Raw genomic sequence first — 21,644 nt, 5'->3', positions numbered from 1 at the left:
CTGCCATTCTCACTGTATTATGGGAATTATACCCTTAACGATCCGCGAAAGCCCCTGGCGGCATAGTAAGATTCCGCACCATTATGATACACAAAAACATGATCATAACGACGATCACAGAAGAGCGCGCCGCCAAGTTTTCTTATTGCAGGGGGCGTTACGATCCAACTCGATGTTTTCAAATCAAAATTGCCAAGTTGCTGTAAGTCGCGGTATTGGGCTTCCGTTAAAACCTCGATACCCATATCCGCAGCCATTTCAATGGCGCTGTTTTCCGGTTTGTGTTCTTTCCTCGACTCCAGTGCTTCATGGTCATAACAGATACTTCTGCGGCCCTTGGGGCTTTCAGCTGAACAATCAAAGAAAATGTATTCATCTTTATTTTTATCATATCCCACTACATCCGGTTCGCCGCCGGTCAGCTCCATTTCATCGAGCGACCATAACTTCCCTGGGTTTGCCTCCAGCTTTGCCTGTACTTTGGCCCAGTCGAGCCCTTTGTGACGGTGCTTGTTCTTTTCAAAACGGGTTTTCAATACGCTGAGGAGTTCCTGTGATTGTTCGGGTGACAATTTTTTTTTAGCGTTTTTCATATGGTGGTAATTTAGCGCTTTTATTTGCTGCAAAAATAAGAAATTTAGTTTGTGTGATTCACAGTGCTTTCTATCGATATGAGGCCTTAGTTACGGAATGGCACTATACGCCTTTTTCAATCCTCCAAGATCAATCCGGATTTCATCTAATATTACCCCCGGATCCATGCAATATATTTTTAACTGATGCTTTCCGGCGCTTAGATGCGGCATATCAATTTTCTTTTCAGCCCTGTTGCGCAATACATTTTGCTTCCACTCTTCACTTCTGCCAAAGGTTTTATAGTCAACCATTTTTAATGGCCCATCATCGATGGAAACAGCATAACGTAAATGATAAAGGTTATTTAGCGGGTGGGTGGGTAATGTGAAGATAGTAATGCCCGGATCTGCGGAGGAGAAGGTATAGAAATCATATTCAACATAAGAACGGTTGCTTTTAATAACATCAGGGTCTGTCGGCAATTCATCTGCAATTGTTACTGGCAAAGCCTGTAGCACCGTGTCCTTATATCCCAGTCCTTCTACAAAATTCCAATGCTGCAGCCCTCTTTTCATTTGCCGGGAAAAATGAGATGCCTGTATGGAAACAAACCCACAGTTTTCAATTTTACCCCTGTAGCCTGAAAGCGCCGGAATATTTCGTTTAATTCCCTGGATGTTTACCTGCATCTGCCTGCCAGCTCCCTGAAATGTTATTTGACCGGTCATTTTTTCATTCCCTGTAAATTTGTTCCAGTCAAGGTCCACCCATATTCGTATTTCTTTTTTGCCAGGTTCTGTAGTTAACACGCCACTGCTGCTGGACAACCGGATCCAATTATCAGAGGTGGTTACTTTCCATTCTACCGGCTGATTTTTACTTAAGAAGATGTCAATAAAATATTTCTGCTTATTAAATACATCAAAAACCGGTAGCGACTTCGATCCGGTCGTGCTTAACAGGGAAGAATCTTTGGTTACTAAACCTTCGGGAGCGATATCCCAACTGTTTGTACTGTCGATATGGATGGGCGGTATAACGGGCGCCTGGTATACAGGGAGACTTCTCGGCTCCATCGACATCATATGCTTCCACTTACCGCCTGCCAGTGTTGTGTTATAGTAGGCGGTTTCCCGTACTATACTTTCATAAGCATCTGAAGATAATTGGGCATAATCGTATGCACTTAACCTGTTTTGTTTGGCGTATAAGTAGCTTTTATCCCTGTAAAGAAATTTTTTATTCATCAGCGAGGCACACACGATGGGATAATACACCAACTGATAAAACGCGTCTGTGTCCTTAACGTTGATTTGTGACCGGATATTTCTCATTTCCGCCTCCAGTCTGCTGTATTTGTCTATCCGGCGCCGGGCCTCATCTCCAAAGTAAAAATGATTATAGGCGGTATAATTTGTTGGGGTAGTCGGTTCGGTTTGGCTCCATCCCATAAACTCGGGTCTTCTTTCGAACGCCAGTCGATAGTATTCCCATAGCATGTTACTAATTTTCCGGGCATGGGTGGTTCCGAATATAGAGCCTGCCCAATTCGTCAGGTGATCTTTGACATACCTGCTGTCCCGGAATGATTTTATGTTATATGCCATATCCAGGAACAACGTTATGTTGTACTCAAGGGGCTTGATATCTCCCACATTGAGTACCCACAACCTGTTGGCGCCTGTTTCGAAGGCTTTCAGCATTTCTTCGCGGATCAGTCCGGGATGCGTGGAACTAAGCCAAAGATAATCATGAGGGCGGCCCCAATAGGAAGCATGGTAATAAACACCAGACCCACCGCTGCGTCCCTGCTCTGTTTTATTATTGAGGCGGTGTATGTAACCGTAGTTATCATCAGGCCATACAATGGTTACATCATCGGGAACCTTCATGCCAGCATCATATATTTCCAGTACTTCTTTGTAAGGAGTTAGTACCTGTGGTACAGCTGTTACATCTTTGTTGATGTACCTGGCGAGCATCTCCCGTTCATCCCCGATAATTTTCTCCACTATGGGAACAGCGTCCCGGAGATCTTTAATACCTTCCATCTGGCCATCATGCACGCCCCTCATGCCGAGGGTATAAATGGCATTAATGCCACGGCTTTCCCGGATTCGGTTTTCCCAATAGCTGTAAATCTTTTCTTTGTTGGTGAAGTAATTAAACCGGCCCATCGTTTTTTCATCCCATTCGCCTACATTATTTCTCAGCATTGGCTCCGCGTGAGAAGAGCCAATAATGATCTGATAGTCTTCCGCGGTTTTTATATTGCCGGGGAAATGAAAGAATGCTTTGGTAAAAGGGTGCATAGCGGGCCATATCAGGTTTGCTTTTAAACGGAGGAGCAGTTCAAATACCTTGGCGTATGTTTTCGGGCCAATATCGCCTGTTTCAGGTTCAAAGGTTTTAGCCGCCCACGGCTGCAGGTCCCAGTCTTCATCATTGATAAAAATCCCCCTGTATTTTACGGAGGGAGGGGCGGAGGTATAGTCTTTTATATCGATGGAAATTTTTTTCCTTTTTACCGGCTTAACATCGGCCCACCAGTACCAGGGCGAAACACCCAAACGGGCAGATAAGTCAAACACGCCATAAGCCGTACCTCTGGGGTCGCTTCCGCAAATGAGGAGTGCATTTTTAATATTTTTTGTCGGGGCTTTCAATAGGCGGTAGCCATAACTTTCCCATTTACCATTTAAAGAGTCGAGGTTTATCTTATTGCGGAATCGGGCAATGATTTCAGCATGAATGTTTCCAATAACAATCACATTTCCGCTTACATCAGCAATGCCTGCTGAGGTGGAAGGCCGGAAGCCACTGATCTGTTCAATATCCGATGCAAGAAGATGGGCAGTAATGGAATCTAACTTACTGTTCGCATCATAACAAATAGACACCTTATTATGAAGCGTAACAATGTCAAATTCCTGTGCCCGTGTGTGGCTGTAAAAACTAAACAGGGTTAGTAAAGTGATGGTTACTTTTTTCATGTTAATACGTACGGATCACGATGGTTTTTCAAATACATAGGGGGGATTTTCATACCCCCTTTTGTAATCTTTAAATTGCTATGGTTTTATTTTCCTGGGGTACTTTTGAAAAACGTATCCACTTCATTCACCCATAATTCGGGGGCTTCCAATGCAGCGAAGTGGCCACCTTTTTCCATGACGGTAAACCGTTTTACATTTGTTTTTCTCTCCGCCCATTCCCGTGGTGTTGGTGCATCTCCGGGAAATACCGCGACGCCGGTAGGAGTATTCACCTTCTGGCCCGAAGCAAGTTGCTGATAAGCGCCTTCGGCATAAGTACGCATGGAGGAGTTAATGGTTTGACTAACCCAATAGATCATGATATTGGTGAGCAGCTCGTCCTTTGTGAAATGTTCTTCAATAGTGCCACCTGGTGAACCCCAGGTATTAAACTTTTCAACGATCCAGGAAGCCAGGCCTGCAGGGGAATCATTCAGACCGAACGCCTGCGTTTGCGGCTTCGTGGCGTGAAGCATGGAATATGCCCCTTCCCGGTACCACCATTGCTGTATGAACTGTCCAAATTCCTGTTCGGCTTTGGACATAGTACTCCAGTCTTCCGAGCCGTTAGGATACCCTACGTCCGAGAGGTGGATGGCTGGTACGTTTTCAGGATAAAGATTGGCGATGGATTTGGCGATGCCGCTGCCTACGTCTCCGCCGGCCACCAGGAAACTGTTGTAGCCGAGCACGTCTTTCATCAGTGTGGCGAAAATTTTTGCAGAACCGTCGTCGGTCATGGATACATGGCCCGAGAAGCCGAAACCGGGAATGGAAGGCACTATCACATCGTAATCATCCGTTAACAGCGGAATGGCTTTGTAAAAGCGATAGAAACAATCAGGCCATCCGTGTATGAGCAGCAGGGGCCGGGCATTGGGGTTTTTACTCTTGATGTGCAGGAAATGAATGGAGACACCATCTATTTCCACTGTAAACTGTGGAAATTTGTTAAGTGCGGCTTCCTGCTTGCGCCAGTCGTACCCGTTTTGCCAGTAGGCGACGAGGCTTTTGAGAAATTCGGGGTCAGTGCCGTATTTCCAGCCAATGTTTTCAGGCGCATCGGGCCAACGGGTTTGGCGGAGGCGGGTTTGGAGATCGTCCAGTACAGTTTGTTGTACATCGATTTTGAAGGGCTTTACAGTAAACATATTGTTGCTTTTTTTGGATTGTGCGTGGGAAGTCAGGGCTATCATTGCGATGGCCAGTACAAGAATAGTTTGTTTCATGTATTGGATGTTTGTTGAAACAAAGTTATAAACGGGTTGTGACAACAGTATGTCAGTTGTAGATAGACACTAAAATAAAAAATATAATTGATTATAAGAGTAAATAAAATGTCGGGTTGACACTTTTTTAAACCTTATCTGTGGGGAGGGGAGTGATGGATTTTTTTCTTTGTCTTTTTATTGGATTATCCTCATCGGGTATAGAGGGATATACAATTTTATGCGTTATTAATAAGGCCCTCATATAATTGACAGCTATGGTGTCTTTTTCCTTAAAACAACGTTTTCATTATCGTTGTCGTCTTCCTCCAGTATTAATTCCCAGTTTATTTTTTCGGCAATGTCAGTTAATAAACTGATGTAAAAAGTTTCATTTTCAGGTGTAGATCTTGATCCGATGATGGCGATTAAATTAACCCATTCGCTGTTGAAATCTTCGGCCCTGCCATAACTGCCATTCCGCGAATTGATAGCAGTAACGTTGATCCACGGAAGACCTTCCATGTTACAGAATTCCTGGTTCCCCTTGGCTTTTAACTTCCCGGTATTTTCCAAAACGCTGAGAACATCGTTGGTTAATAGTTGCTGGCTATAAGTTTCGTTACCTCGTATCTCGTAATACCAGTAAAGGTGTGACCACATATTTTTTCTATTTTACCCCAGGAATTTAATGATCAGTTTTAACACTTCATCAAAATTTGTTTCCAGCGCCATATGGCCGCCATCAACAATATGAACCTGGGCGCCGGGTAAGTCCCTCTTGTAGCAATGGGCTTCCTTTACACTAAAAAAAGCATCATACTTTCCCCATATAATCAAAGCAGGAGGCTGGTGAGTGCGGAAATATTCCTGGAAAACCGGGAACATTTTAATGTTATTCTCAAAATCACAGTTCAGATCAAACTGCATATCAATATTACCAGGCCGCTTCATACAGTCCCAATCGAGCTGCCACAACTCAGGACTAACCCTGGGTAACAATTCCTCCGGCAGTCCTGCGGTATATTGCATCTTTACACCTTCCTCACTTAAGAACGCTGAAACTTTCGCTTTCTTCTCAGGGGTAGGGTTTTGCCAATAGTCAATCGTTTCATCCCATTGCGGACCGATACCTTCATCATAAGCGTTGCCGTTCTGTACTATTATCCGCGCTATCTTTTCAGGATGGTTGACGCATAGCCGCAGTCCGATCGGACAACCATAGTCGTGGAGGTAGATAGTGAACGACTTCAGGTTTATTTCATCCGTCAATTTATTGATATACGCTGATATATTACTGAAGGAATATTCAAAAAGATCTTTGTCCGGAAAACCACTAAAGCCAAATCCCGGGTAGTCCGGGGCAACTAGGTGAAACCTGTCTGATAAGGCTACCATCAGGTTTTTAAACATCACAGATGAGCTTGGGAATCCGTGCAACAGTAATATGGAGGGGTGTTTTTTGTCTCCGGCTTCCCGGTAGAAAATATCAATCCCATCAACTTTAACTGACCTGTTAAAAATTTGCCTGCTCATATTGCTAATATTTATTGATCAAAAACAGCGCTTGAATGAATACCAAAGATAATTGATAATTGAAAAATCCGGCTTCATCAGGTGCTCTGATGCCGGCATTTTGGAGATTACTAATCTGTCGCAAATGCCCCCTTAAATTGTCGTTTGCAGGGGAGGCGTGACTCATCTGATCAGCGTATTTTTGTGATGTAATATTTTAGTTCATTACAATAAAGCTTAGGAAATGAAAATCATTATTTATCTCGCTGCTTCTGCGAATGGAATGATCAGTAATAAAAGAAATGTACCTGATTGGTTATCGCCGGAGTACGGGGAGGGGTTTATGGCGATATGTCAACGTACACAGGCGGTGATCATGGGAAAAACCACCTACAACATCCTGGCGCCAAATTACCTGCCGATTAAAGAAGGTTCGCTGGTGGTGTTAACGCACGATACCAGCGCCACACCGGCTCAATCCAATGTGTTGTTTACCAGCGACGGCCCGGAAAAGATTGTAGCGCAGCTCGCTGCTAAAGGACATACTGAAGCAGTGATCATTGGTGGTACGCAAACAGTAAGCGCATTTATGAAAGCAGGATTGGTGAATGAAATAATCCTGGTGGTAGAACCCGTGTTATTTGGGAGCGGATTACCTCTTGTCAGCGGCCTGGAGTTTGAAAACCGCCTGGAGTTACTGGATGTAAAGAAATTGAATAATAACACCGTCCAGGTGCACTATAAGTTGTTATAGTAAAAAGACCTGCGTAACCTGCAGGTCTTTTTACCCTCCTCTCAAAATACTTCTATATATCCGTCTGTTCCGTTCACCCGGATTCTTTGTCCGTCTTTGATCAGCCTGGTGGCTTTGTCTACGCCAACAACGGCCGGTAACCCATATTCCCGGGCAATAACTGCACCGTGGGTCATCAGTCCGCCCACTTCGGTGACCAGGCCTTTTATGGATACAAACAAGGGCGTCCAGCTGGGATCTGTAAAGGTGGTGATTAATATGTCACCCTCTTCTATATCTGCGTCTTCCATGTTCAGGATAACGCGTGCCCGCCCTTCTATAACCCCGGAAGAGACAGCCAGGCCCGGAATAGCCCCGGCCGGCATGTTTTCGTGCTTGTACTCACCTGTAACGATCTCACCATCGGAGGTGATAACGGGTGGGGGAGTTAGCTTATCATATAATTTGTATTCGTCTTTCCGTTTGTTGATGACCTCGTAATCCAGTTTATTAGTGCGTACCACTTCGCGTAATTCTTCAAAAAAAAGATAGTAGATATCCTCTTTCTCATGAATAACGTTGGCTCGTACCAGTTGTGCCGCTTCTTTCAGTAACGCCTGCCTATACACGAAGTAACGGTTAATCACACCGTATTTCGGATATTCACGGTACCCGGCAAAGTTCCGGATCAGGCTGATCATTTGTTTTGCTTCAGCAGCTTTTCGTTTGCCTCCCGGTAATTGCTTCAGCCGGTCTAATAATTCCTGTTCCTTTTTCAGCGCGGCCTGTTGTCCCTGCTCAAACTTCAAACGACTGGCACCCGGCTCAAAGTTCCTGACATGGCTGAGGATCATCGGAACAAGGATAATGGGTTTTTCACTCCAACGGGTTTTGGTAATATCAATTTCCCCCGCGCACCGCATGCCGTATTTGTTGAGATAAGCATTAATAGCGTCCCGGGCTTCCTGTCCGCCCTTCAGCTTCACCAGCCCTTCCAGGAAGTTATCATCTTTCGCCTGCTGTAAATACGCCACTACTTCCGGGTAGGGACGGATCACATCTGCCACATCCAATAGTTCCAGCCCCATTTCTGCCGTAATATTGTTGGATACAGACAGTGAAAGCGTATCAGCCACATTTTTTTCACCCAGCCACTTCATCATGTTTTGGTTAATCCAGGTGGCGGCATGCATCGCCATCATGATTATATCCAAACTTTTGGGGTTAAATGATACTTTCTTTAATTCCTGGATATCTTCCGGAATAAAATCAAACAGGTCTGGGCCCGACTTAGTTTGTATTTGCTGTTTTAACGCTTCTATGGATGCCTGGCTGGCTTTGATTAAATCAGCAGCAATGGCCGGGTTGTTTTCGAATTCGGGCGGAAAGGTCCACGACATTACTTTATTGCGGCTACGCTGATCCGCTGCTTTTTTATCGTCCGGCAACGATTTAATAAAACCCTTTCGCTTTACGATGGTCATGAGCGCGTCTTTTATGAGCGGATGGGATTGTCCCACGACCGATATGATCTTTTTTCTGCTGGCGGGAGATGCCAGGGCGGCGGCTATGTCAGCAAATAATCTGCCGCCGGCTTTGTGCATGGCGCCACCTGTTGTTAACAGGAAGAAAGATAATCCCAAGGGTTTCATGGCGTCGGTCATCATTTGCTGATGCCCCACGGATATATAAACGTGATTTTCGGAGTCGTTTGCTTCAGGGATGGGGTATAAAGTAGTGATGGGCCGGCTCTGTACAATATAGAACTTACCTTTATGCAGGCACCATTCAATATCCTGGGGACTACCGAAATAGGCTTCAATTTTTCTTCCAATCCGTTCAAGCGTTCTGATCTCTTTATTGGTAAGTGTTGGCGCACTTTGTTGTTCCGGCCCGATCTCCTGCTGTTTGGTGCCGCCTTCCGCTGAGGCAAGAACTGCCAGTTTTTTTGAAGAAATTTTCCGGTCAATAATCCTGCCCTCCCGGACTTTATAATTATCAGCATTTACAATCCCGGAAACGAGTGCTTCCCCCAATCCGAAGCTGGCGTCAATAGACACTACCTTTCTGTTGGAAGTAACCGGGTCTGCTGTAAACATAATCCCTGCGGCATCTGGAAAAATCATTTGCTGAATCACAACAGACAAATACACTTTTCTATGATCAAATCCATTTTGCAAACGGTAGGTGACTGCCCTGTCGGTGAACAACGATGCCCAGCACTTGCTGATATGCGCCAGAATAGCTTCTTTGCCGGTGATGTTCAGATAGGTATCCTGCTGACCGGCGAAGGAAGCGGTAGGAAGATCCTCTGCAGTGGCGCTGGAGCGTACCGCATATGCGTGTCCTTCACCCAGTTTTTTAAGATGGCGGGTGATCTCCTGTTGAATATCGTCCGGAATGACTATTGCTTCAATTACCTTCCGGATTTTTGCAGCGGTATCACTGATAGCTTTCCTGTTATCCGCTTTTAACACGGACAGCTGGTCCAGCAGTGAATTAAACGTTTCATTATTCGCTGTAACTTTTTTATATACATCCGTGGTAACGCAAAAGCCACCGGGTACCTGTATCCCCTCCATCCGGGATAGTTCTCCCAGGTTGGCGCCTTTGCCGCCTGCCATTGCTAGTTTTATTTTATCGATTTCGTGAAAATCCAGTATGCTAACTCCCATATTCAATTATTTTTTATTGAGCTTATCGGTTGTTTCATTCATTATTTCAATTGCCTTTAAAAAGTAGGCTTCAATCACTTTGATTTCTTTTTCAGAAAAGGAAGCAATCAGCATTTCTGACTTGCTCCGGAATTCTTTATAAAGTGGCGCCAGCAATGCCATTATATTAGGGGTGATGGGCTCAATGATCACCTTACGCCGGTCATCTTCCGCAAATCGTCTTTTTACCAGTTTTTTCTTTTCAAACCGGTCTATCAGGCCGGTAACTGCACCTGTGGTTAAACCGGTGATGTTGGAAAGTTCGCCGGCAGTCATTTGCCCTCTCTCCAGTAAGAACCCTAAATATTTATGATCAGTTCCGGAAAGGCCGGCCTTCCGGGCAACTGCTTCATGCATCTGAATAGAGGTGTATGAATGTTGCTGGTTCAATTTTCTTATTCTTTTGATTACCTCGGTATTCATTTTATATCTTATTAACTAATTATCTTAGTTGCAAAGATAACATTAAATGTGACGTGTACAAATAGTTTTGTGGGGAAAGCGGGGGCAAGCGACCACCGATGATTCACTGTATTTCGTGTGTACGCAAGTGAAATGACGAAATATCGTGTGATTTCTTTTGCCGGTTAGAAGGTAATTATCTGATTTTTAATGAATTATATGCCTGGCCCATCGATTGCCTCTGCTGAAGCGTTTTCGGCATGACGGGCAACCCGTCCTGTTTTCATCTTTTAAAATGATAATAACATGAACATCTTCTCACATCTGCTGCACCCTGGTACAACACCCACTCCTGATGGCCGTACAGAACCGAAGGAGCCCGAGGTGATATTGCCCTATCACAATGAGAATACCGCAGAAGGCGGGGAATTCCTGGACGACGCCATCCGCATGGAGGATGTACCATCCGCACCGGAAGCCTAATAATGTGCGCCTGTTACCTTTAGTTCAACGCTGGCCCCGGGGAACAGTGACGGGATGGTTATTGAACAATATAAAAACTGAAAGTCGGAAATATGCATGTAGGTAAATCATACAAATTCGGGGAATTTCTCTTCTGGACACGAAGGAAGGTATATGTTTTGCTGGTTTTGAGCATTGTGCCCGTGGTACTGTACGAAACATGCGGCCTGGAATGGATCAGTATTCCCTGGACGGTAGTGGCATTGTTAGGTACTGCCACAGCTTTTACGGTGGGTTTCAAAAATACGCAGACCTATAACCGCACAAATGAAGCACAACAGGTTTGGACCTCTATAGTAAGCTTCAGCAGATCGTGGGGACTATTCAGCAGGGATTTTTTCAGTAGCCCGGCTACCACAAAGGAACTGATCTACCGCCATATGGCCTGGTTAACGGCATTGCGGTATGAGATGCGGTCATCACGCCCCTGGGAAACGGTCGATAAAAAGCACAATACAGAGTACCAGCGACTTTTTCGCGTGGCAGAAAGGGAAACACCATTGGAAGCCGAACTGGGAAAATATATTTCCAACGAAGAACTGCAGGAGGTGTTGGCTGCCAGTAGTATTACTGCCCGTATTTTGTCGAACCAGGGCAAGCTGCTGCGAATATGCTATGATGAGCAGCAGATGCAGATTGCGCAGTTTCTCGAAATGGAAAAGGGGCTGAAAGAGTTTTATATCAGCCAGGCTAAAAGCGAGCAGTTGAAAAACAGTCCGTATCCGCGGCAATACGCCATCGTTAACCGTTTTTTTATCAGGCTATTTTGCCTGCTGCTGCCGTTTGGATTGCTGAAGGATTTTGATCAGTTCAATGAGTTAGTGGATGGAGTGATGAAAGGACACATGGTATGGTTGGTGGTTCCGTTCAGCATCATGATTTCCTGGATGTATACGTCGCTGGAGCAAATAGGTGAAAGTACCGAGAATCCTTTTGAAGGCAGCGCGAACGATGTACCGCTGACCAAAATATGCCGCGACATTGAAATAGAATTGCGCGAATTGTTGGAAGAAAAAGATCTTCCTCCTAAATTGTATCCTCAGAATAATATCCTGCTGTAACTGTTTTGGCAGTCAAAAATATTCTTTATCATGAATTGGTTTATAAGATTTTTCTCAAGTTCTATCGGAAAAAAATTCCTTGTGGCAACAACGGGCCTGTTTTTAATCAGTTTTCTGGTGGTACATTGTTTGGTTAATGCGGCCATCTTTTATAACGACGGGGGCAAAACATTTACCATCTGGGCGCATTTTATGGCCACCAACGTGGTTATCCGGACGATTGAGATTGTATTGGTGCTTGCTTTTATTGCGCACATTGTACAGGGCTTGTGGTTATGGAAAACCAACCGGGATGCCCGCCCGGTGAAATACCTGGTAAACAAGCCCGGCGCCAACAGTACCTGGTATAGCAGGAGCATGGCGTTGCTGGGAACGATCATTCTATTGTTCCTGGTGGTGCATACTTCCAATTTCTGGATTCCGAACCGGACCAACCAGTTTTTACACGGAGAGGAGCTGCCCCTGTATGAAATGATGCTGGAGAAATTTCAGCATCCGGTAGAAGTGATCATATATCTTGTTGGCTGCTTTTCGCTTTTCTGGCACCTGCTGCACGGATTTAAAAGCGCTTTTCAATCGCTGGGGTTAAATTATGTGAAATATAATGCGCTCATCAATTACTCCGGTATTGCATTTGCCGTTATTGTACCGTTTATACTGGCCATGATGCCGGTGGCTATTTACCTGCAGTGGATAAGGTAGGCATTTTTTGATTAAGGTATTTTTAGAGAGATATCTCCCTATGCAAAGAAAAAGCCTTCAGGTTGTTAAACCTGAAGGCTTTTTCAAAATCAAGCAACTACCGCGTTAAAACTTAATCAGCAGCTTTTCAGAAATGAGCTTATTATCTTTATAGTACTCAAAATACCAGTCTCCGTTTTTCTTCAGCACTATTCCATGAGATGCATCACTATCGGCAATAAAATAATCCTGCACGGAGGTTTTAAACAGCGTCAGCACTTTTTTCGGAGAGGTGTCAATTAACTGGAACCCGTTTGCTGTAGGTTGTGCATATAAAGTACCAGCAGCTTCTTTAGTTTCTGCTACCGCAGGTGCAGGTGTGTTGGCAGGCGCAGAAACCGGGGCAGGAGTAACGGTAGGCGCAACGGCCTGCTGAGGCGCTTCAGCGGTGGTGCCGTCATACGCATATGGTACGTCATTCAGGGACGTAAAGGCATCTCTTAAAGCAAGATTATAGGAAGCAGCAAATTCTTTTTCCCGGCTTTTGCCTTCTTTACTTTTAAAAATGACATTGCCTTTGCAGTCTTTTAATAAAAGTGTAAGGTTGGTGACAAACAGTCCTTTTTTCTGCACCACATCCGCATTCAGGGCATTGCACCTGTTACCGGCCAGTTCTTTTGGTATTTCTGAATTGTCGAAATAAACGGTAAATCCTTTTTCTTCCAGCAACGATTTAGCTACGGTGTTTAGCCCATACTGGTTATCTTCCCGGGAGAAATTGAACCTTTCCGGTATCACCACGTATTTGTAATTATTAATTGTGCTCTGGGCATACCCGGAAAATGAAGCGAGCAAAAGAATGATTAAAGCGTATCTTCTCATAAAGTATTTTGTATTCTAGATTACGACGAATATATACAAAATAATGATCAAAATCAGCAGAATCCCGGAACCGGCGGACACATTGCTGCATCCCCCGGTCCCGGGACCTTAAGGCACTTCTTTGTGCACCTTGTAATAAATCATTTTTAAATTAACTACAGAAAATAGAAAAAGTTAAGCCCGGACAGATGTAGGTCGCTTATAGCGTGTAACGTTGCAGGGTTATTTACATCATACTATCTGCCGCAGTCAGCTGTCCAGGACCGGCCGTCCCTTGCAAAGCCTATCACGAGCTTGTCCTTATTGATCGTAATAAGACCGGTACCTGATGATCCCATACTTACCATTGTGTTATCGTCCTTCCGCTCAAACTGAACGCCGGTAAGGTCAGGAATGCCGTCGGAAAATCTGAAGTCATACCGGGTACCAACCTTTGTAACGAAAACGCTGCCATTGTCCTGGCTGATGTTTTTTTCCGAGTCAACATACCCGATCTTTCCCCTGAATGTACCAGCAAAGATATCAGTGTCTGCAGGATCGGTGTCCTTGCTGCAAGAAGCAAAAAGGATGGCCGATAACAATAACACACCAATGACGCTAAGAATCGATTTCATAAACTGTTTTTTTGGTTATTCAATAAAGATTTAAAATCCAAAAATGCAATTAGCATACCAGAAGCGGTTTTCAACGGAGCAGGTTCTTCTATGTATCAGACTATCATTGGGTTTACGGGGTCATGCAGGTAAAACGGCAGCTGTGTGAGCCCATACACAAAATGGGTAAGTATGTTCTTGCTATGGATGCAATTCAGCCCGCAAAGTGGACTGAAACGTTATATTTCGTAATTTGTTAGTATAAGGTTTTTATAGAAATAAATCCTCCCGCGCAGAGAGCGCTTAAGTAATTATCACATCATCAAAATTAAATCATGGATCAGTCAACAAAAATAACTACCTCCTGGCATGCCAATGCCGACAACTGGATTGCGTCTATTGATAATGCTGAAATTGAATCGAGAATACTGGCGACTAATGATGCCATTGTAAACACCATTTGTTCCCACAATATTCAATCAATAATAGATATCGGCTGCGGCGAAGGATGGCTCACCCGTTGTTTGCAAAGCAAAGGAATAACGGCCTTTGGTGTGGATGCTGTAAGCGCATTGATAGAAAATGCCATTGAAAAGGGCGGAGATCATTATGCAGTAGCCAGTTTCAATGACCTGGCCACCGGTAAATATACAATAGGGAACAAGCCCGGAGCAGCGGTCATTAATTTTGCGCTGCTGGATAAAACAGATTCGGATGCACTGTTGAAAAATATCAATAAACTCATTGTGCCCGGCGGCCTGGTGTTCATTCAAACATTGCATCCATCCGCAATTGCGCAGCAGGAACCTTATGTTTCCGGTTGGAAGGAAGGGAGTTGGAAAGGTTTGAAAAGAGATTTCCAGCAACCCTATGAATGGTATTTCAGAACATTGGGCGCATGGGCGTCGCTGTTCAGCGAAGCAGGGTTAACAATCCGGAATATAGAAGAACCATTGCATCCTCAAAGCCAAAGCCCTGTATCCATTATTTTTGTACTGAAGACATAGTGCTTTCATTTTCCGGATCGTTCCCTGTTGCGTTATTGGCTATTCACCATAGATAACGGCAGAAACATTTCCCTGGACCTTAAGAACATGGCAATCCAGAGTATAACCAGGAACACAGCGGAAGCAAAGGGCTGTGCACCGGATATTTCCAGGCACAGGGCGCCGCCGAAATAACTAGTGGCTAACAGGAACCCGGTTTTATTTGTTACCGGGTAAAGCAGCAGCGCTGCAATGATTAGTTCTGTGATGCCAAGTGCTTTTATATAATTGCCAAATCCCGATTTAATGAGGAATTGCATTACTGATGCAGGTTCCGCTCCAAGTAATTTCATTACTCCGCCCATAACAAGTACTATGGCAGGAATGACCATCAGTACTGTAGATAGGATACGCTTCGTTTTGACTGTCATCGTTATTTTTTAAGGCTGTTAATAATTATGCAGCAAAAGTATCTACATTTGCTATACAGCTGATAGTACTATACCATCGGATAGCGCTATCCATCGGGAAAGTAACGGGAAAACATCGTTAGAAATAAAAGAAAAAAATGCTGACACGGGAAGGTTGCCCCCATAATGTACTTGCTATAAAAGACGCCCTGGATGCCCTGGAAGGCAAATGGAAGCTGCTTATTATGCTTTCTCTGTCCACAGGAAACAAGCGCTTTAAACAAATATCAAAGGAAGTGGGCGGTATTACAGATAAAACGCTGTCGAAGGAATTAAAAACGCTGGAAGCGAATAAACTGATAAAAAGAGAAGTGCACAATACTTTTCCGCCTACGGTTGAATATTCCATCACCCAGCATGGAACATCTATCGAAAAAGTGCTGGACTCATTGTTTAACTGGGGAGTGGAACATAGAAAACAGGTGATAGGAAAGTAATTCCTCTTTAAGTATAACAGCGATCCTGTAAAGATGACCATTTTTGAGCTACAACAGTATATTGAGGAAGCAGAGAGAAATCCGGTGCTCTACCAGGAGCGGGAATTTGATCTGCGTATGGAGGTCATTGACTTCATCGACTTCCAGGTGATTGAGCGGATTAACGAACTCCTGTTGAACACGCCCCAACCGGATCCATTGCTGGTACTCAGGAACCGCGCTGAGAAAGTAAAGTCCAGGCTGGAAGGAATTGATGTTAACCTGTTTCAGCAACTTCAGCGAACGATCAGTACAACCTTATTTACAACGAATGGGTTTAAACACCTGGTGAATAAATACGTGCATATTAACCCGGATGATAATGGGCATGGGGAAGAAGCGGGGTATGATAACCTCGATATTTTTATCAATGGATTATCCCCGCTGCAAACAATGCCGGAGCAGACCAGGGATCTTGAACCTGAAATGGTTTATTATCAGAAAACACCAGCGAGGATCGTGTTTGAACTGGTAGAAAAAGTTCCTTTCATAAAAGAAGATGTCTTTTTCGATATCGGCGCCGGCCTGGGACAGGTGGCTATCCTCGTAAATCTGCTCACCGGCATCGCCACCAGGGGAATTGAATTTGAGCCGGCCTTCTGCGATTATGCAGGGGCCTGCGCTGCGGCACTCCATCTGCCGGCTGTTACATTTATAAATGTGGATGCGCGGGAAGCCGACTATTCTGAAGGAACGGTATTTTTTATGTTTACGCCCTTCAAAGGCGAAATCCTGCAGGAAGTTTTATCGATCCTGCAAAAAGAATCGGTAAAGAGAAAGATCAGGCTCATTACCTACGGCCCCTGTACTTCCCGCGTAGCATTGGAAAGCTGGTTGTATATTGCCACACCAGCGGATGATAATATGTATAAACTGGCTGTTTTTAATAGTTATTAACAGGAAAGCCCCTGTTAATATGGATTACCCTTTACGTTTATTTTGCTTAACAGCTGCGGGTTTGTGATGGAGCTGTAGTTGTATTGATAAATGCCGTCCCTGGCGCTCACCAGCAGGCGGTGCTGGCCTTCAAAGGGAATTACATCGTATGTCTCCGGCCCTGTTACCAGCTTTGCAGTGGTGATGTTAGTAGCATTTGTGGCATCCATGAAGCGAAGTCCGTACTGGCCCTCACAAATGAAAAGCTTCCCGTTGTCAATACCTAAACCGTGTGGGTTGATCATTTCGGTAGTGCTCAACTTTATGGGTTGATCCACATTGCTCACATCAAATACCTGCAGCTGATTGAAATTGCCTGCGCAGGCTGCACCGCTCCTGATGGTTACATATGCTCTGTTTCCTTCCACTACAACCGGGTCGCATGCCCTGAAATGTGTTACCATAGAGCGTTTGGTTGGTACTGCCGGATTAGTGATGTCATAAATGAACATGGCGTTCTGGCTGCCGATAAAAAGATATTCACCATAAGGGAATATGGTTTCAATAAAGGCATTAAAGGTTTGCAGGCTTTTAAACACCGGGTTAGCGGCATCCGAGAGATCAAATGTTTTTAACTGCCAGGAATTAACAGTATAAAGGTAATCTTTAGCGATGGTAAACCGGGCCATGGATCCACCTTTGCCGGTGCCGGCCTGTTTTTTATAAGAGGAGGCCACTTCTGCGCTGGCAAGATATTGTATGTTAGGATCCGGATCGCAATCGCAATAACTGGTATCCCTGGTGGTATAACCAATCACGATGCTGTCACGGTTATAGCGCCATCCTACCAGCAGGCCGTTTACGTTGGCCGGCAAACTGGTGGCTTCCGGCACACGTTTAACAAACCTGATGTTGCGCGGATCGCTGATGTTGAATACAATCAGGTCAGCATAGCTGTCGGCATAAAGGAAGTCGCCTTTTATAGCGATATCGATATTCCCCATTACATTGATAAAAGAAACTTTCTGAGGAGATGACGGGTTACTGTTATCTATAATGTGGATGCCGGCGTAGGGCTCGTTCACAAAAATATACTGGTCTTTCACATAGATTTTGCCCGTAAGGATGATCTCCTTTGGCGCTTCCGATTTGATGGAGGCCCAATAGTCGGTCAGTGCCATCATAACGGGAATATTTATTTTAGTTTGGATCATTTTGGTGCACTTGTCCTTTGTGCATCCGCCCAGTACCAGGATAACCGCGAGAATAACCGGGAATTTAATATAGGTAGAAATATGCATGGGGAAGAGCTTTGATGTTTAACGCAGGCCCTGGAATAAATGTTACAGGAGGGGATACCGGTAAATATCACGATAATTATAGATTTGGGAGCTGGTTTAAATAAACCCGATAAAGTGCTATAAGAAGCAGGATCAAATATTTATCTTTATAGCTTTCTTCAATAAACATGGACATGAACATGAATAGAAAAAGTATTATCGCAGGTCTGATATGCTGCATGGGGCTGGGATTAGCTAATCCTTCCGGTGTAATGGCACAGGTATCGGCTATTAAGACCGAAGCCGTTAAAGGCGGGGCCCTGATTGGCGCCTGGGATATCAAGGTCAGCGAAAATGGAGTAGATAAGCCCTCCTGGCTGGAAGTGGAGCTTTCCGGTTTTAAAACCCTGGTAGGTCGCTTTGTAAGCACCGGCGGCAGCGCCAGGCCTATCTCCAAAGTGAATTTTGACAACGGCAGGTTCAGCTTCTCCATCCCGCCGCAATGGGAAAAGGAAGACCGCGACCTGACGCTGGAAGGCACGGTAACCGATGCCGGGATAAGCGGTACAATCCATACCAGCGACGGACAGTCCTATGCTTTCACCGGGGTAAAAGCGCCGGATCTTAAAAGAACGGCAGCACCAACCTGGGATAAACCAGTAAAACTGTTTAACGGAAAGGACCTCACCGGCTGGAAAGCCCTGGGTCAGAACCAATGGATCGTTAAGGACGGTATCCTTGCCAGCCCGCATTCCGGCGCTAACCTGATCTCTGAACAGAAGTTCACCGACTTTAAGCTGCATGTGGAATTCCGCTACCAGGCAGGTAGCAATAGCGGCGTTTACCTGAGGGGCCGTTATGAAACACAGATCATCGACAATCCTAAAACAGATCCGCCATCCAGTCACCTGTTTGGTGGGGTATACGGATTCCTGGTGCCAAACGACATGGTGGTGCTTGGCCCCGGTCAATGGCAAACTTTTGATATTACCCTGGTAGGTCGCCTGGTAACGGTTGTTGCCAATGGCAAAACTATCATATGCAATGCCGCCATTCCCGGTATTACCGGCGGTGCATTGGATAGCAATGAAGGTGAACCCGGCCCGATCTATTTCCAGGGAGATCACGGTCCTATTGAATTCAGGAACATCGTCATTACCCCTGCAAAATAAAAAAGCATAAAAAAAACGTGATACAAATTCAGTATCACGTTTTTTTTATCCGGGAGAATAGAAAATTTTATTACTTTTGCGGCAGTTGTTCTTTATAGAAAATGCCCCGGCAGTATCCCCAAATAGTTTGATACCTGCGCTGCCCGCAGGTTTTGTTATTTCACAGCATACCATTTGTTATACCCGCCCATCTTGTGTAGCCCAACAGTGTTTCACCATCATGCTTATAATTGAATTTGCCCGTTTCAGTTAACCGTTCCCGCATATTGGCTTCAGTAACTCCATGCGCCTGCACTACGATCATTTACTATATGGTCATCCATTTTTATTCAATCAATTAAAACAACATGAACAAGTACGAAAGATTAAAGTCCGGATTGGAAACTACCGGCACAGGAAAAATGAAAGCCTTTGGCTCCTCTATGTTACCCATTTTGAAAAGCGGCACCCTGCTCACTTTTGTAAAGCAAGCGGAATACGTCATTGGCGATATTGTGTTTTGCAAAGTAAAAGGCCGCTACATCGATGCACACAAGGTGATTAAAAAAGATACCAATAAAGGTTACCTCATAGCTAATAATCACGGTTTTGAAAACGGCTGGACGAAGGTGATCTATGGCCGCGTGATTCTCGGTGAATGTGAAAATAAGGTGATCTACAAAAAAGACTGAACCCCGTAATGTCTTTTACAGATGGTAAGCATCTTTCCCTTAAATTTAATAAATAAATTAGCTGAATGAAAGGTTTTTGGAGTTACTTCTGGTTCATTTACATGCTTTTCTTTGCGATCCCTTTTCCCATGCTCATCTATTATAATACCGGGTATGGCGTAAGTGATGGGGATGGCGGCACGCAGCCATGGCTGGCGCTTACCTGGTTGACGCTGTCTGTAATACTGTGGGGGATATTGATCCAGCGCTGGTTCAGAAAATGGATTGTATTGCCTTTTATCATGAGGAAAAATATCCTGCGTCTTTTAAAAGAAGGCGTGAGAAAGAATGCACGTGTGTTAACCAGCAAGGAACTACCCGCTGAAGGTAAGGATGTTGTTACCCGGGAGATCACCTGCGCTCTTGAAAATTTCTGCGGCACGGAAATCACCGAACAGTTACAGGTAAACGATACCAAGCCGGAGCTGCACCGTTATGAGGTGGGTAAAACCGTTCCGCTGGTGATTGATGATAAACTTAAAGCAGTGCCGCATTTAACCCTGGACGGCGTAACGGTGGGAATAAAAGCAGGCCGGATCATCATGATGTGCCTTGCCTGGTTACTGGTTGTTGCCGCAATAGCCGGCTACTACGTATATTCCTATATGTTAGAGAACCACGGACGGGGCTGGCGCTTTATAGCTTTCTATCATCCGCTTATTTTATGTCCATTGATTATGCTGGTGAGCGGGATCGGGTTGGGCTGGCTGTTGAAACTTTTTACAGGCACGCCAGGCAATGCGTTGCAGCTTAAGTACTACGGCTTGCGTACAGATGCACAGATAGTTTCTGCCGAGCAAACAGGCACTTATATTAATGAACAGCCGCAGGTACGCTTTGAGTTGCGCTACCAGGATGATGCAGGAAAAACCCATACTGCTTCGTTAAAAAAAATAGTGCCGCTCCTGGATCTGGGCATGACCAGGCAGGAGTCTGTCCCGGTTTTTTATCTGAAAGAAAATCCTCAACAGGTAATATTTGCCAGTGATATAGCTGATTAAAATTATGAAGATGCGTTTACAAAAGATGACCGGCATTATAGTAGTAGTGGTGATGTGTATGTCCTGTAACCAGTTCCGGGAATCCATACATGATACCCTGTATGGCAGTGATACCGACAGCAGCTACAAAGATCTTCCGGCTACCCAGGACGAAACCACCACCACCACAAGTTCCAGCACCAGTACCCACCTGAGTACGAGTACCAGCACCAATACTACTGTTGTGGAACATCGCAATGGCACCACGATTATACATAACTCCACTACAACATCCGGCGACCATGATTTTCTTAGTAATGCCGTAAAGTTGAATGCTGCCGAACACGCGCTGCGCGAATTGCCGGCCTTTGCAGGCAAAAGTATCCATCTCTACAGATCCATTCATTTTTATAACGACGGACGAATAAATGTAACGGTTCAGCATCCGCAGAACGCCGCCTATATTGACGAATACAACTATAACGATGGCAAATGGGAGGAACCCAAACCGGTGCAGATGTCTGTGCGCGATGATATCAGCAAATCACTGGTTGGTCTCGATGAGATCAGTTTTGCCAGCGTTGCTGCTGTATACAGGAACTATCACCGTAAAGCAGCAGATATCGCCGGCGCAAAACCCCTTGAACATATTTACGGCATTTTTAATGGAAACAGCATCAGCTGGTATCCCCAGTCCATCAATGGCAGCCGGGAGCGGTATTTCATCAGCTTCACCCCAAATGGCAGCCTGAAAGATTATTACAGGGAGTAG

At 44.8% G+C, this 21,644-nt stretch carries 22 protein-coding genes; 11 read left to right on the top strand and 11 right to left on the bottom strand.

Features of this window, described 5'->3' with window-relative positions:
• Positions 1-26: 26 nt before the first annotated feature.
• The 5 genes from ACLHR0_RS30200 to ACLHR0_RS30180 form a co-directional block, all read right to left on the bottom strand.
• Positions 27-593, bottom strand: a complete 567-nt coding sequence (locus tag ACLHR0_RS30200; protein ID WP_429063550.1) for a DUF4256 domain-containing protein — start codon at positions 591-593, stop codon at positions 27-29.
• A gap of 90 nt (positions 594-683) precedes the next feature.
• Positions 684-3,569: a glycosyl hydrolase 115 family protein gene (locus tag ACLHR0_RS30195; protein WP_436491529.1), complete on the bottom strand. Its 2,886-nt coding sequence runs from the start codon at positions 3,567-3,569 to the stop codon at positions 684-686.
• A gap of 86 nt (positions 3,570-3,655) precedes the next feature.
• Positions 3,656-4,840: an epoxide hydrolase family protein gene (locus ACLHR0_RS30190; protein ID WP_436491528.1), complete on the bottom strand. Its 1,185-nt coding sequence runs from the start codon at positions 4,838-4,840 to the stop codon at positions 3,656-3,658.
• 255 nt (positions 4,841-5,095) lie between these two features.
• Positions 5,096-5,482, bottom strand: a complete 387-nt coding sequence (locus tag ACLHR0_RS30185; protein ID WP_436491527.1) for a hypothetical protein — start codon at positions 5,480-5,482, stop codon at positions 5,096-5,098.
• A 12-nt stretch (positions 5,483-5,494) separates the two neighbouring features.
• A complete protein-coding gene (locus tag ACLHR0_RS30180) occupies positions 5,495-6,355 on the bottom strand; it encodes an alpha/beta fold hydrolase (protein ID WP_436491526.1) in 861 nt (286 codons plus the stop codon).
• A 223-nt stretch (positions 6,356-6,578) separates the two neighbouring features.
• On the opposite strand from ACLHR0_RS30180, the gene ACLHR0_RS30175 reads away from it, so the two are divergent.
• Positions 6,579-7,088, top strand: a complete 510-nt coding sequence (locus ACLHR0_RS30175) for a dihydrofolate reductase family protein (protein ID WP_436491525.1) — start codon at positions 6,579-6,581, stop codon at positions 7,086-7,088.
• Between the two features lie 41 nt (positions 7,089-7,129).
• Here the strand turns inward: ACLHR0_RS30175 and ppsA are convergent, their stop codons facing one another.
• Positions 7,130-9,742 (bottom strand): phosphoenolpyruvate synthase, encoded by a 2,613-nt coding sequence (gene ppsA / locus ACLHR0_RS30170; protein WP_436491524.1) that lies wholly within the window; start codon positions 9,740-9,742, stop codon positions 7,130-7,132.
• Between the two features lie 6 nt (positions 9,743-9,748).
• Complete coding sequence (locus tag ACLHR0_RS30165; protein ID WP_436491523.1) at positions 9,749-10,204, bottom strand: MarR family winged helix-turn-helix transcriptional regulator; 456 nt, start codon at positions 10,202-10,204, stop codon at positions 9,749-9,751.
• A 285-nt stretch (positions 10,205-10,489) separates the two neighbouring features.
• Here ACLHR0_RS30165 and ACLHR0_RS30160 point away from each other — a divergent pair, with 285 nt between their 5' ends.
• From ACLHR0_RS30160 to ACLHR0_RS30150, 3 genes are all read left to right on the top strand, one after another.
• Positions 10,490-10,666, top strand: a complete 177-nt coding sequence (locus ACLHR0_RS30160; RefSeq protein WP_429049878.1) for a hypothetical protein — start codon at positions 10,490-10,492, stop codon at positions 10,664-10,666.
• A gap of 92 nt (positions 10,667-10,758) precedes the next feature.
• Positions 10,759-11,766 (top strand): bestrophin family protein, encoded by a 1,008-nt coding sequence (locus ACLHR0_RS30155; RefSeq protein ID WP_436491522.1) that lies wholly within the window; start codon positions 10,759-10,761, stop codon positions 11,764-11,766.
• A gap of 30 nt (positions 11,767-11,796) precedes the next feature.
• Positions 11,797-12,468, top strand: coding sequence for a succinate dehydrogenase cytochrome b subunit (locus tag ACLHR0_RS30150; protein ID WP_436491521.1), 672 nt, complete (start codon positions 11,797-11,799; stop codon positions 12,466-12,468).
• A gap of 105 nt (positions 12,469-12,573) precedes the next feature.
• Here ACLHR0_RS30150 and ACLHR0_RS30145 read toward each other — a convergent pair whose 3' ends face one another.
• Both ACLHR0_RS30145 and ACLHR0_RS30140 read right to left on the bottom strand, forming a co-directional pair.
• Entirely contained in the window at positions 12,574-13,329 is a 756-nt protein-coding gene (locus ACLHR0_RS30145) for a hypothetical protein (protein WP_436491520.1), read from the bottom strand.
• Between the two features lie 236 nt (positions 13,330-13,565).
• On the bottom strand, positions 13,566-13,943 hold the full coding sequence (locus ACLHR0_RS30140; protein WP_429049873.1) for a hypothetical protein: 378 nt from the start codon (positions 13,941-13,943) through the stop codon (positions 13,566-13,568).
• Between the two features lie 314 nt (positions 13,944-14,257).
• Here ACLHR0_RS30140 and ACLHR0_RS30135 point away from each other — a divergent pair, with 314 nt between their 5' ends.
• Entirely contained in the window at positions 14,258-14,929 is a 672-nt protein-coding gene (locus ACLHR0_RS30135; RefSeq protein ID WP_436491519.1) for a class I SAM-dependent methyltransferase, read from the top strand.
• A gap of 32 nt (positions 14,930-14,961) precedes the next feature.
• On the opposite strand, the gene ACLHR0_RS30130 is transcribed toward ACLHR0_RS30135, so the two are convergent.
• Positions 14,962-15,339, bottom strand: a complete 378-nt coding sequence (locus tag ACLHR0_RS30130; RefSeq protein WP_436491518.1) for a hypothetical protein — start codon at positions 15,337-15,339, stop codon at positions 14,962-14,964.
• 137 nt (positions 15,340-15,476) lie between these two features.
• On the opposite strand from ACLHR0_RS30130, the gene ACLHR0_RS30125 reads away from it, so the two are divergent.
• Both ACLHR0_RS30125 and ACLHR0_RS30120 read left to right on the top strand, forming a co-directional pair.
• The gene (locus ACLHR0_RS30125) at positions 15,477-15,815 is read left to right on the top strand and encodes a winged helix-turn-helix transcriptional regulator (RefSeq protein WP_436491517.1); all 339 of its coding nucleotides are present in this window, start codon (positions 15,477-15,479) and stop codon (positions 15,813-15,815) included.
• A gap of 33 nt (positions 15,816-15,848) precedes the next feature.
• On the top strand, positions 15,849-16,751 hold the full coding sequence (locus ACLHR0_RS30120; RefSeq protein ID WP_436491516.1) for a hypothetical protein: 903 nt from the start codon (positions 15,849-15,851) through the stop codon (positions 16,749-16,751).
• A gap of 14 nt (positions 16,752-16,765) precedes the next feature.
• On the opposite strand, the gene ACLHR0_RS30115 is transcribed toward ACLHR0_RS30120, so the two are convergent.
• Positions 16,766-18,031 (bottom strand): LVIVD repeat-containing protein, encoded by a 1,266-nt coding sequence (locus ACLHR0_RS30115; protein WP_436491515.1) that lies wholly within the window; start codon positions 18,029-18,031, stop codon positions 16,766-16,768.
• A 179-nt stretch (positions 18,032-18,210) separates the two neighbouring features.
• Here ACLHR0_RS30115 and ACLHR0_RS30110 point away from each other — a divergent pair, with 179 nt between their 5' ends.
• From ACLHR0_RS30110 to ACLHR0_RS30095, 4 genes are all read left to right on the top strand, one after another.
• The gene (locus tag ACLHR0_RS30110; protein ID WP_436491514.1) at positions 18,211-19,182 is read left to right on the top strand and encodes a 3-keto-disaccharide hydrolase; all 972 of its coding nucleotides are present in this window, start codon (positions 18,211-18,213) and stop codon (positions 19,180-19,182) included.
• A gap of 347 nt (positions 19,183-19,529) precedes the next feature.
• Positions 19,530-19,853 carry a S24 family peptidase gene (locus ACLHR0_RS30105; RefSeq protein ID WP_436491513.1) on the top strand — a complete coding sequence of 108 codons (324 nt, stop codon included), beginning with the start codon at positions 19,530-19,532 and terminating at the stop codon, positions 19,851-19,853.
• A gap of 65 nt (positions 19,854-19,918) precedes the next feature.
• Positions 19,919-20,893, top strand: a complete 975-nt coding sequence (locus ACLHR0_RS30100) for a hypothetical protein (RefSeq protein ID WP_436491512.1) — start codon at positions 19,919-19,921, stop codon at positions 20,891-20,893.
• A gap of 10 nt (positions 20,894-20,903) precedes the next feature.
• Entirely contained in the window at positions 20,904-21,644 is a 741-nt protein-coding gene (locus ACLHR0_RS30095; protein ID WP_436491511.1) for a hypothetical protein, read from the top strand.

Source organism: Chitinophaga sp. ARDCPP14 (assembly GCF_051362515.1).
In the GTDB taxonomy this organism is placed as follows: Bacteria; Bacteroidota; Bacteroidia; order Chitinophagales; family Chitinophagaceae; genus Chitinophaga.
Note: the sequence above shows the minus strand (reverse complement) of the source record. Positions and strands in the feature narration are given on the sequence as shown.

What these genes read in the sequence shown, in the direction of transcription:
- ACLHR0_RS30200 (WP_429063550.1), bottom strand. Translation starts at nt 593, where the DNA reads ATGAAAAACGCTAAAAAAAAATTGTCACCCGAACAATCACAGGAACTC.
- ACLHR0_RS30195 (WP_436491529.1), bottom strand. Translation starts at nt 3,569, where the DNA reads ATGAAAAAAGTAACCATCACTTTACTAACCCTGTTTAGTTTTTACAGC.
- ACLHR0_RS30190 (WP_436491528.1), bottom strand. Translation starts at nt 4,840, where the DNA reads ATGAAACAAACTATTCTTGTACTGGCCATCGCAATGATAGCCCTGACT.
- ACLHR0_RS30185 (WP_436491527.1), bottom strand. Translation starts at nt 5,482, where the DNA reads ATGTGGTCACACCTTTACTGGTATTACGAGATACGAGGTAACGAAACT.
- ACLHR0_RS30180 (WP_436491526.1), bottom strand. Translation starts at nt 6,355, where the DNA reads ATGAGCAGGCAAATTTTTAACAGGTCAGTTAAAGTTGATGGGATTGAT.
- ACLHR0_RS30175 (WP_436491525.1), top strand. Translation starts at nt 6,579, where the DNA reads ATGAAAATCATTATTTATCTCGCTGCTTCTGCGAATGGAATGATCAGT.
- ppsA (WP_436491524.1), bottom strand. Translation starts at nt 9,742, where the DNA reads ATGGGAGTTAGCATACTGGATTTTCACGAAATCGATAAAATAAAACTA.
- ACLHR0_RS30165 (WP_436491523.1), bottom strand. Translation starts at nt 10,204, where the DNA reads ATGAATACCGAGGTAATCAAAAGAATAAGAAAATTGAACCAGCAACAT.
- ACLHR0_RS30160 (WP_429049878.1), top strand. Translation starts at nt 10,490, where the DNA reads ATGAACATCTTCTCACATCTGCTGCACCCTGGTACAACACCCACTCCT.
- ACLHR0_RS30155 (WP_436491522.1), top strand. Translation starts at nt 10,759, where the DNA reads ATGCATGTAGGTAAATCATACAAATTCGGGGAATTTCTCTTCTGGACA.
- ACLHR0_RS30150 (WP_436491521.1), top strand. Translation starts at nt 11,797, where the DNA reads ATGAATTGGTTTATAAGATTTTTCTCAAGTTCTATCGGAAAAAAATTC.
- ACLHR0_RS30145 (WP_436491520.1), bottom strand. Translation starts at nt 13,329, where the DNA reads ATGAGAAGATACGCTTTAATCATTCTTTTGCTCGCTTCATTTTCCGGG.
- ACLHR0_RS30140 (WP_429049873.1), bottom strand. Translation starts at nt 13,943, where the DNA reads ATGAAATCGATTCTTAGCGTCATTGGTGTGTTATTGTTATCGGCCATC.
- ACLHR0_RS30135 (WP_436491519.1), top strand. Translation starts at nt 14,258, where the DNA reads ATGGATCAGTCAACAAAAATAACTACCTCCTGGCATGCCAATGCCGAC.
- ACLHR0_RS30130 (WP_436491518.1), bottom strand. Translation starts at nt 15,339, where the DNA reads ATGACAGTCAAAACGAAGCGTATCCTATCTACAGTACTGATGGTCATT.
- ACLHR0_RS30125 (WP_436491517.1), top strand. Translation starts at nt 15,477, where the DNA reads ATGCTGACACGGGAAGGTTGCCCCCATAATGTACTTGCTATAAAAGAC.
- ACLHR0_RS30120 (WP_436491516.1), top strand. Translation starts at nt 15,849, where the DNA reads ATGACCATTTTTGAGCTACAACAGTATATTGAGGAAGCAGAGAGAAAT.
- ACLHR0_RS30115 (WP_436491515.1), bottom strand. Translation starts at nt 18,031, where the DNA reads ATGCATATTTCTACCTATATTAAATTCCCGGTTATTCTCGCGGTTATC.
- ACLHR0_RS30110 (WP_436491514.1), top strand. Translation starts at nt 18,211, where the DNA reads ATGAATAGAAAAAGTATTATCGCAGGTCTGATATGCTGCATGGGGCTG.
- ACLHR0_RS30105 (WP_436491513.1), top strand. Translation starts at nt 19,530, where the DNA reads ATGAACAAGTACGAAAGATTAAAGTCCGGATTGGAAACTACCGGCACA.
- ACLHR0_RS30100 (WP_436491512.1), top strand. Translation starts at nt 19,919, where the DNA reads ATGAAAGGTTTTTGGAGTTACTTCTGGTTCATTTACATGCTTTTCTTT.
- ACLHR0_RS30095 (WP_436491511.1), top strand. Translation starts at nt 20,904, where the DNA reads ATGCGTTTACAAAAGATGACCGGCATTATAGTAGTAGTGGTGATGTGT.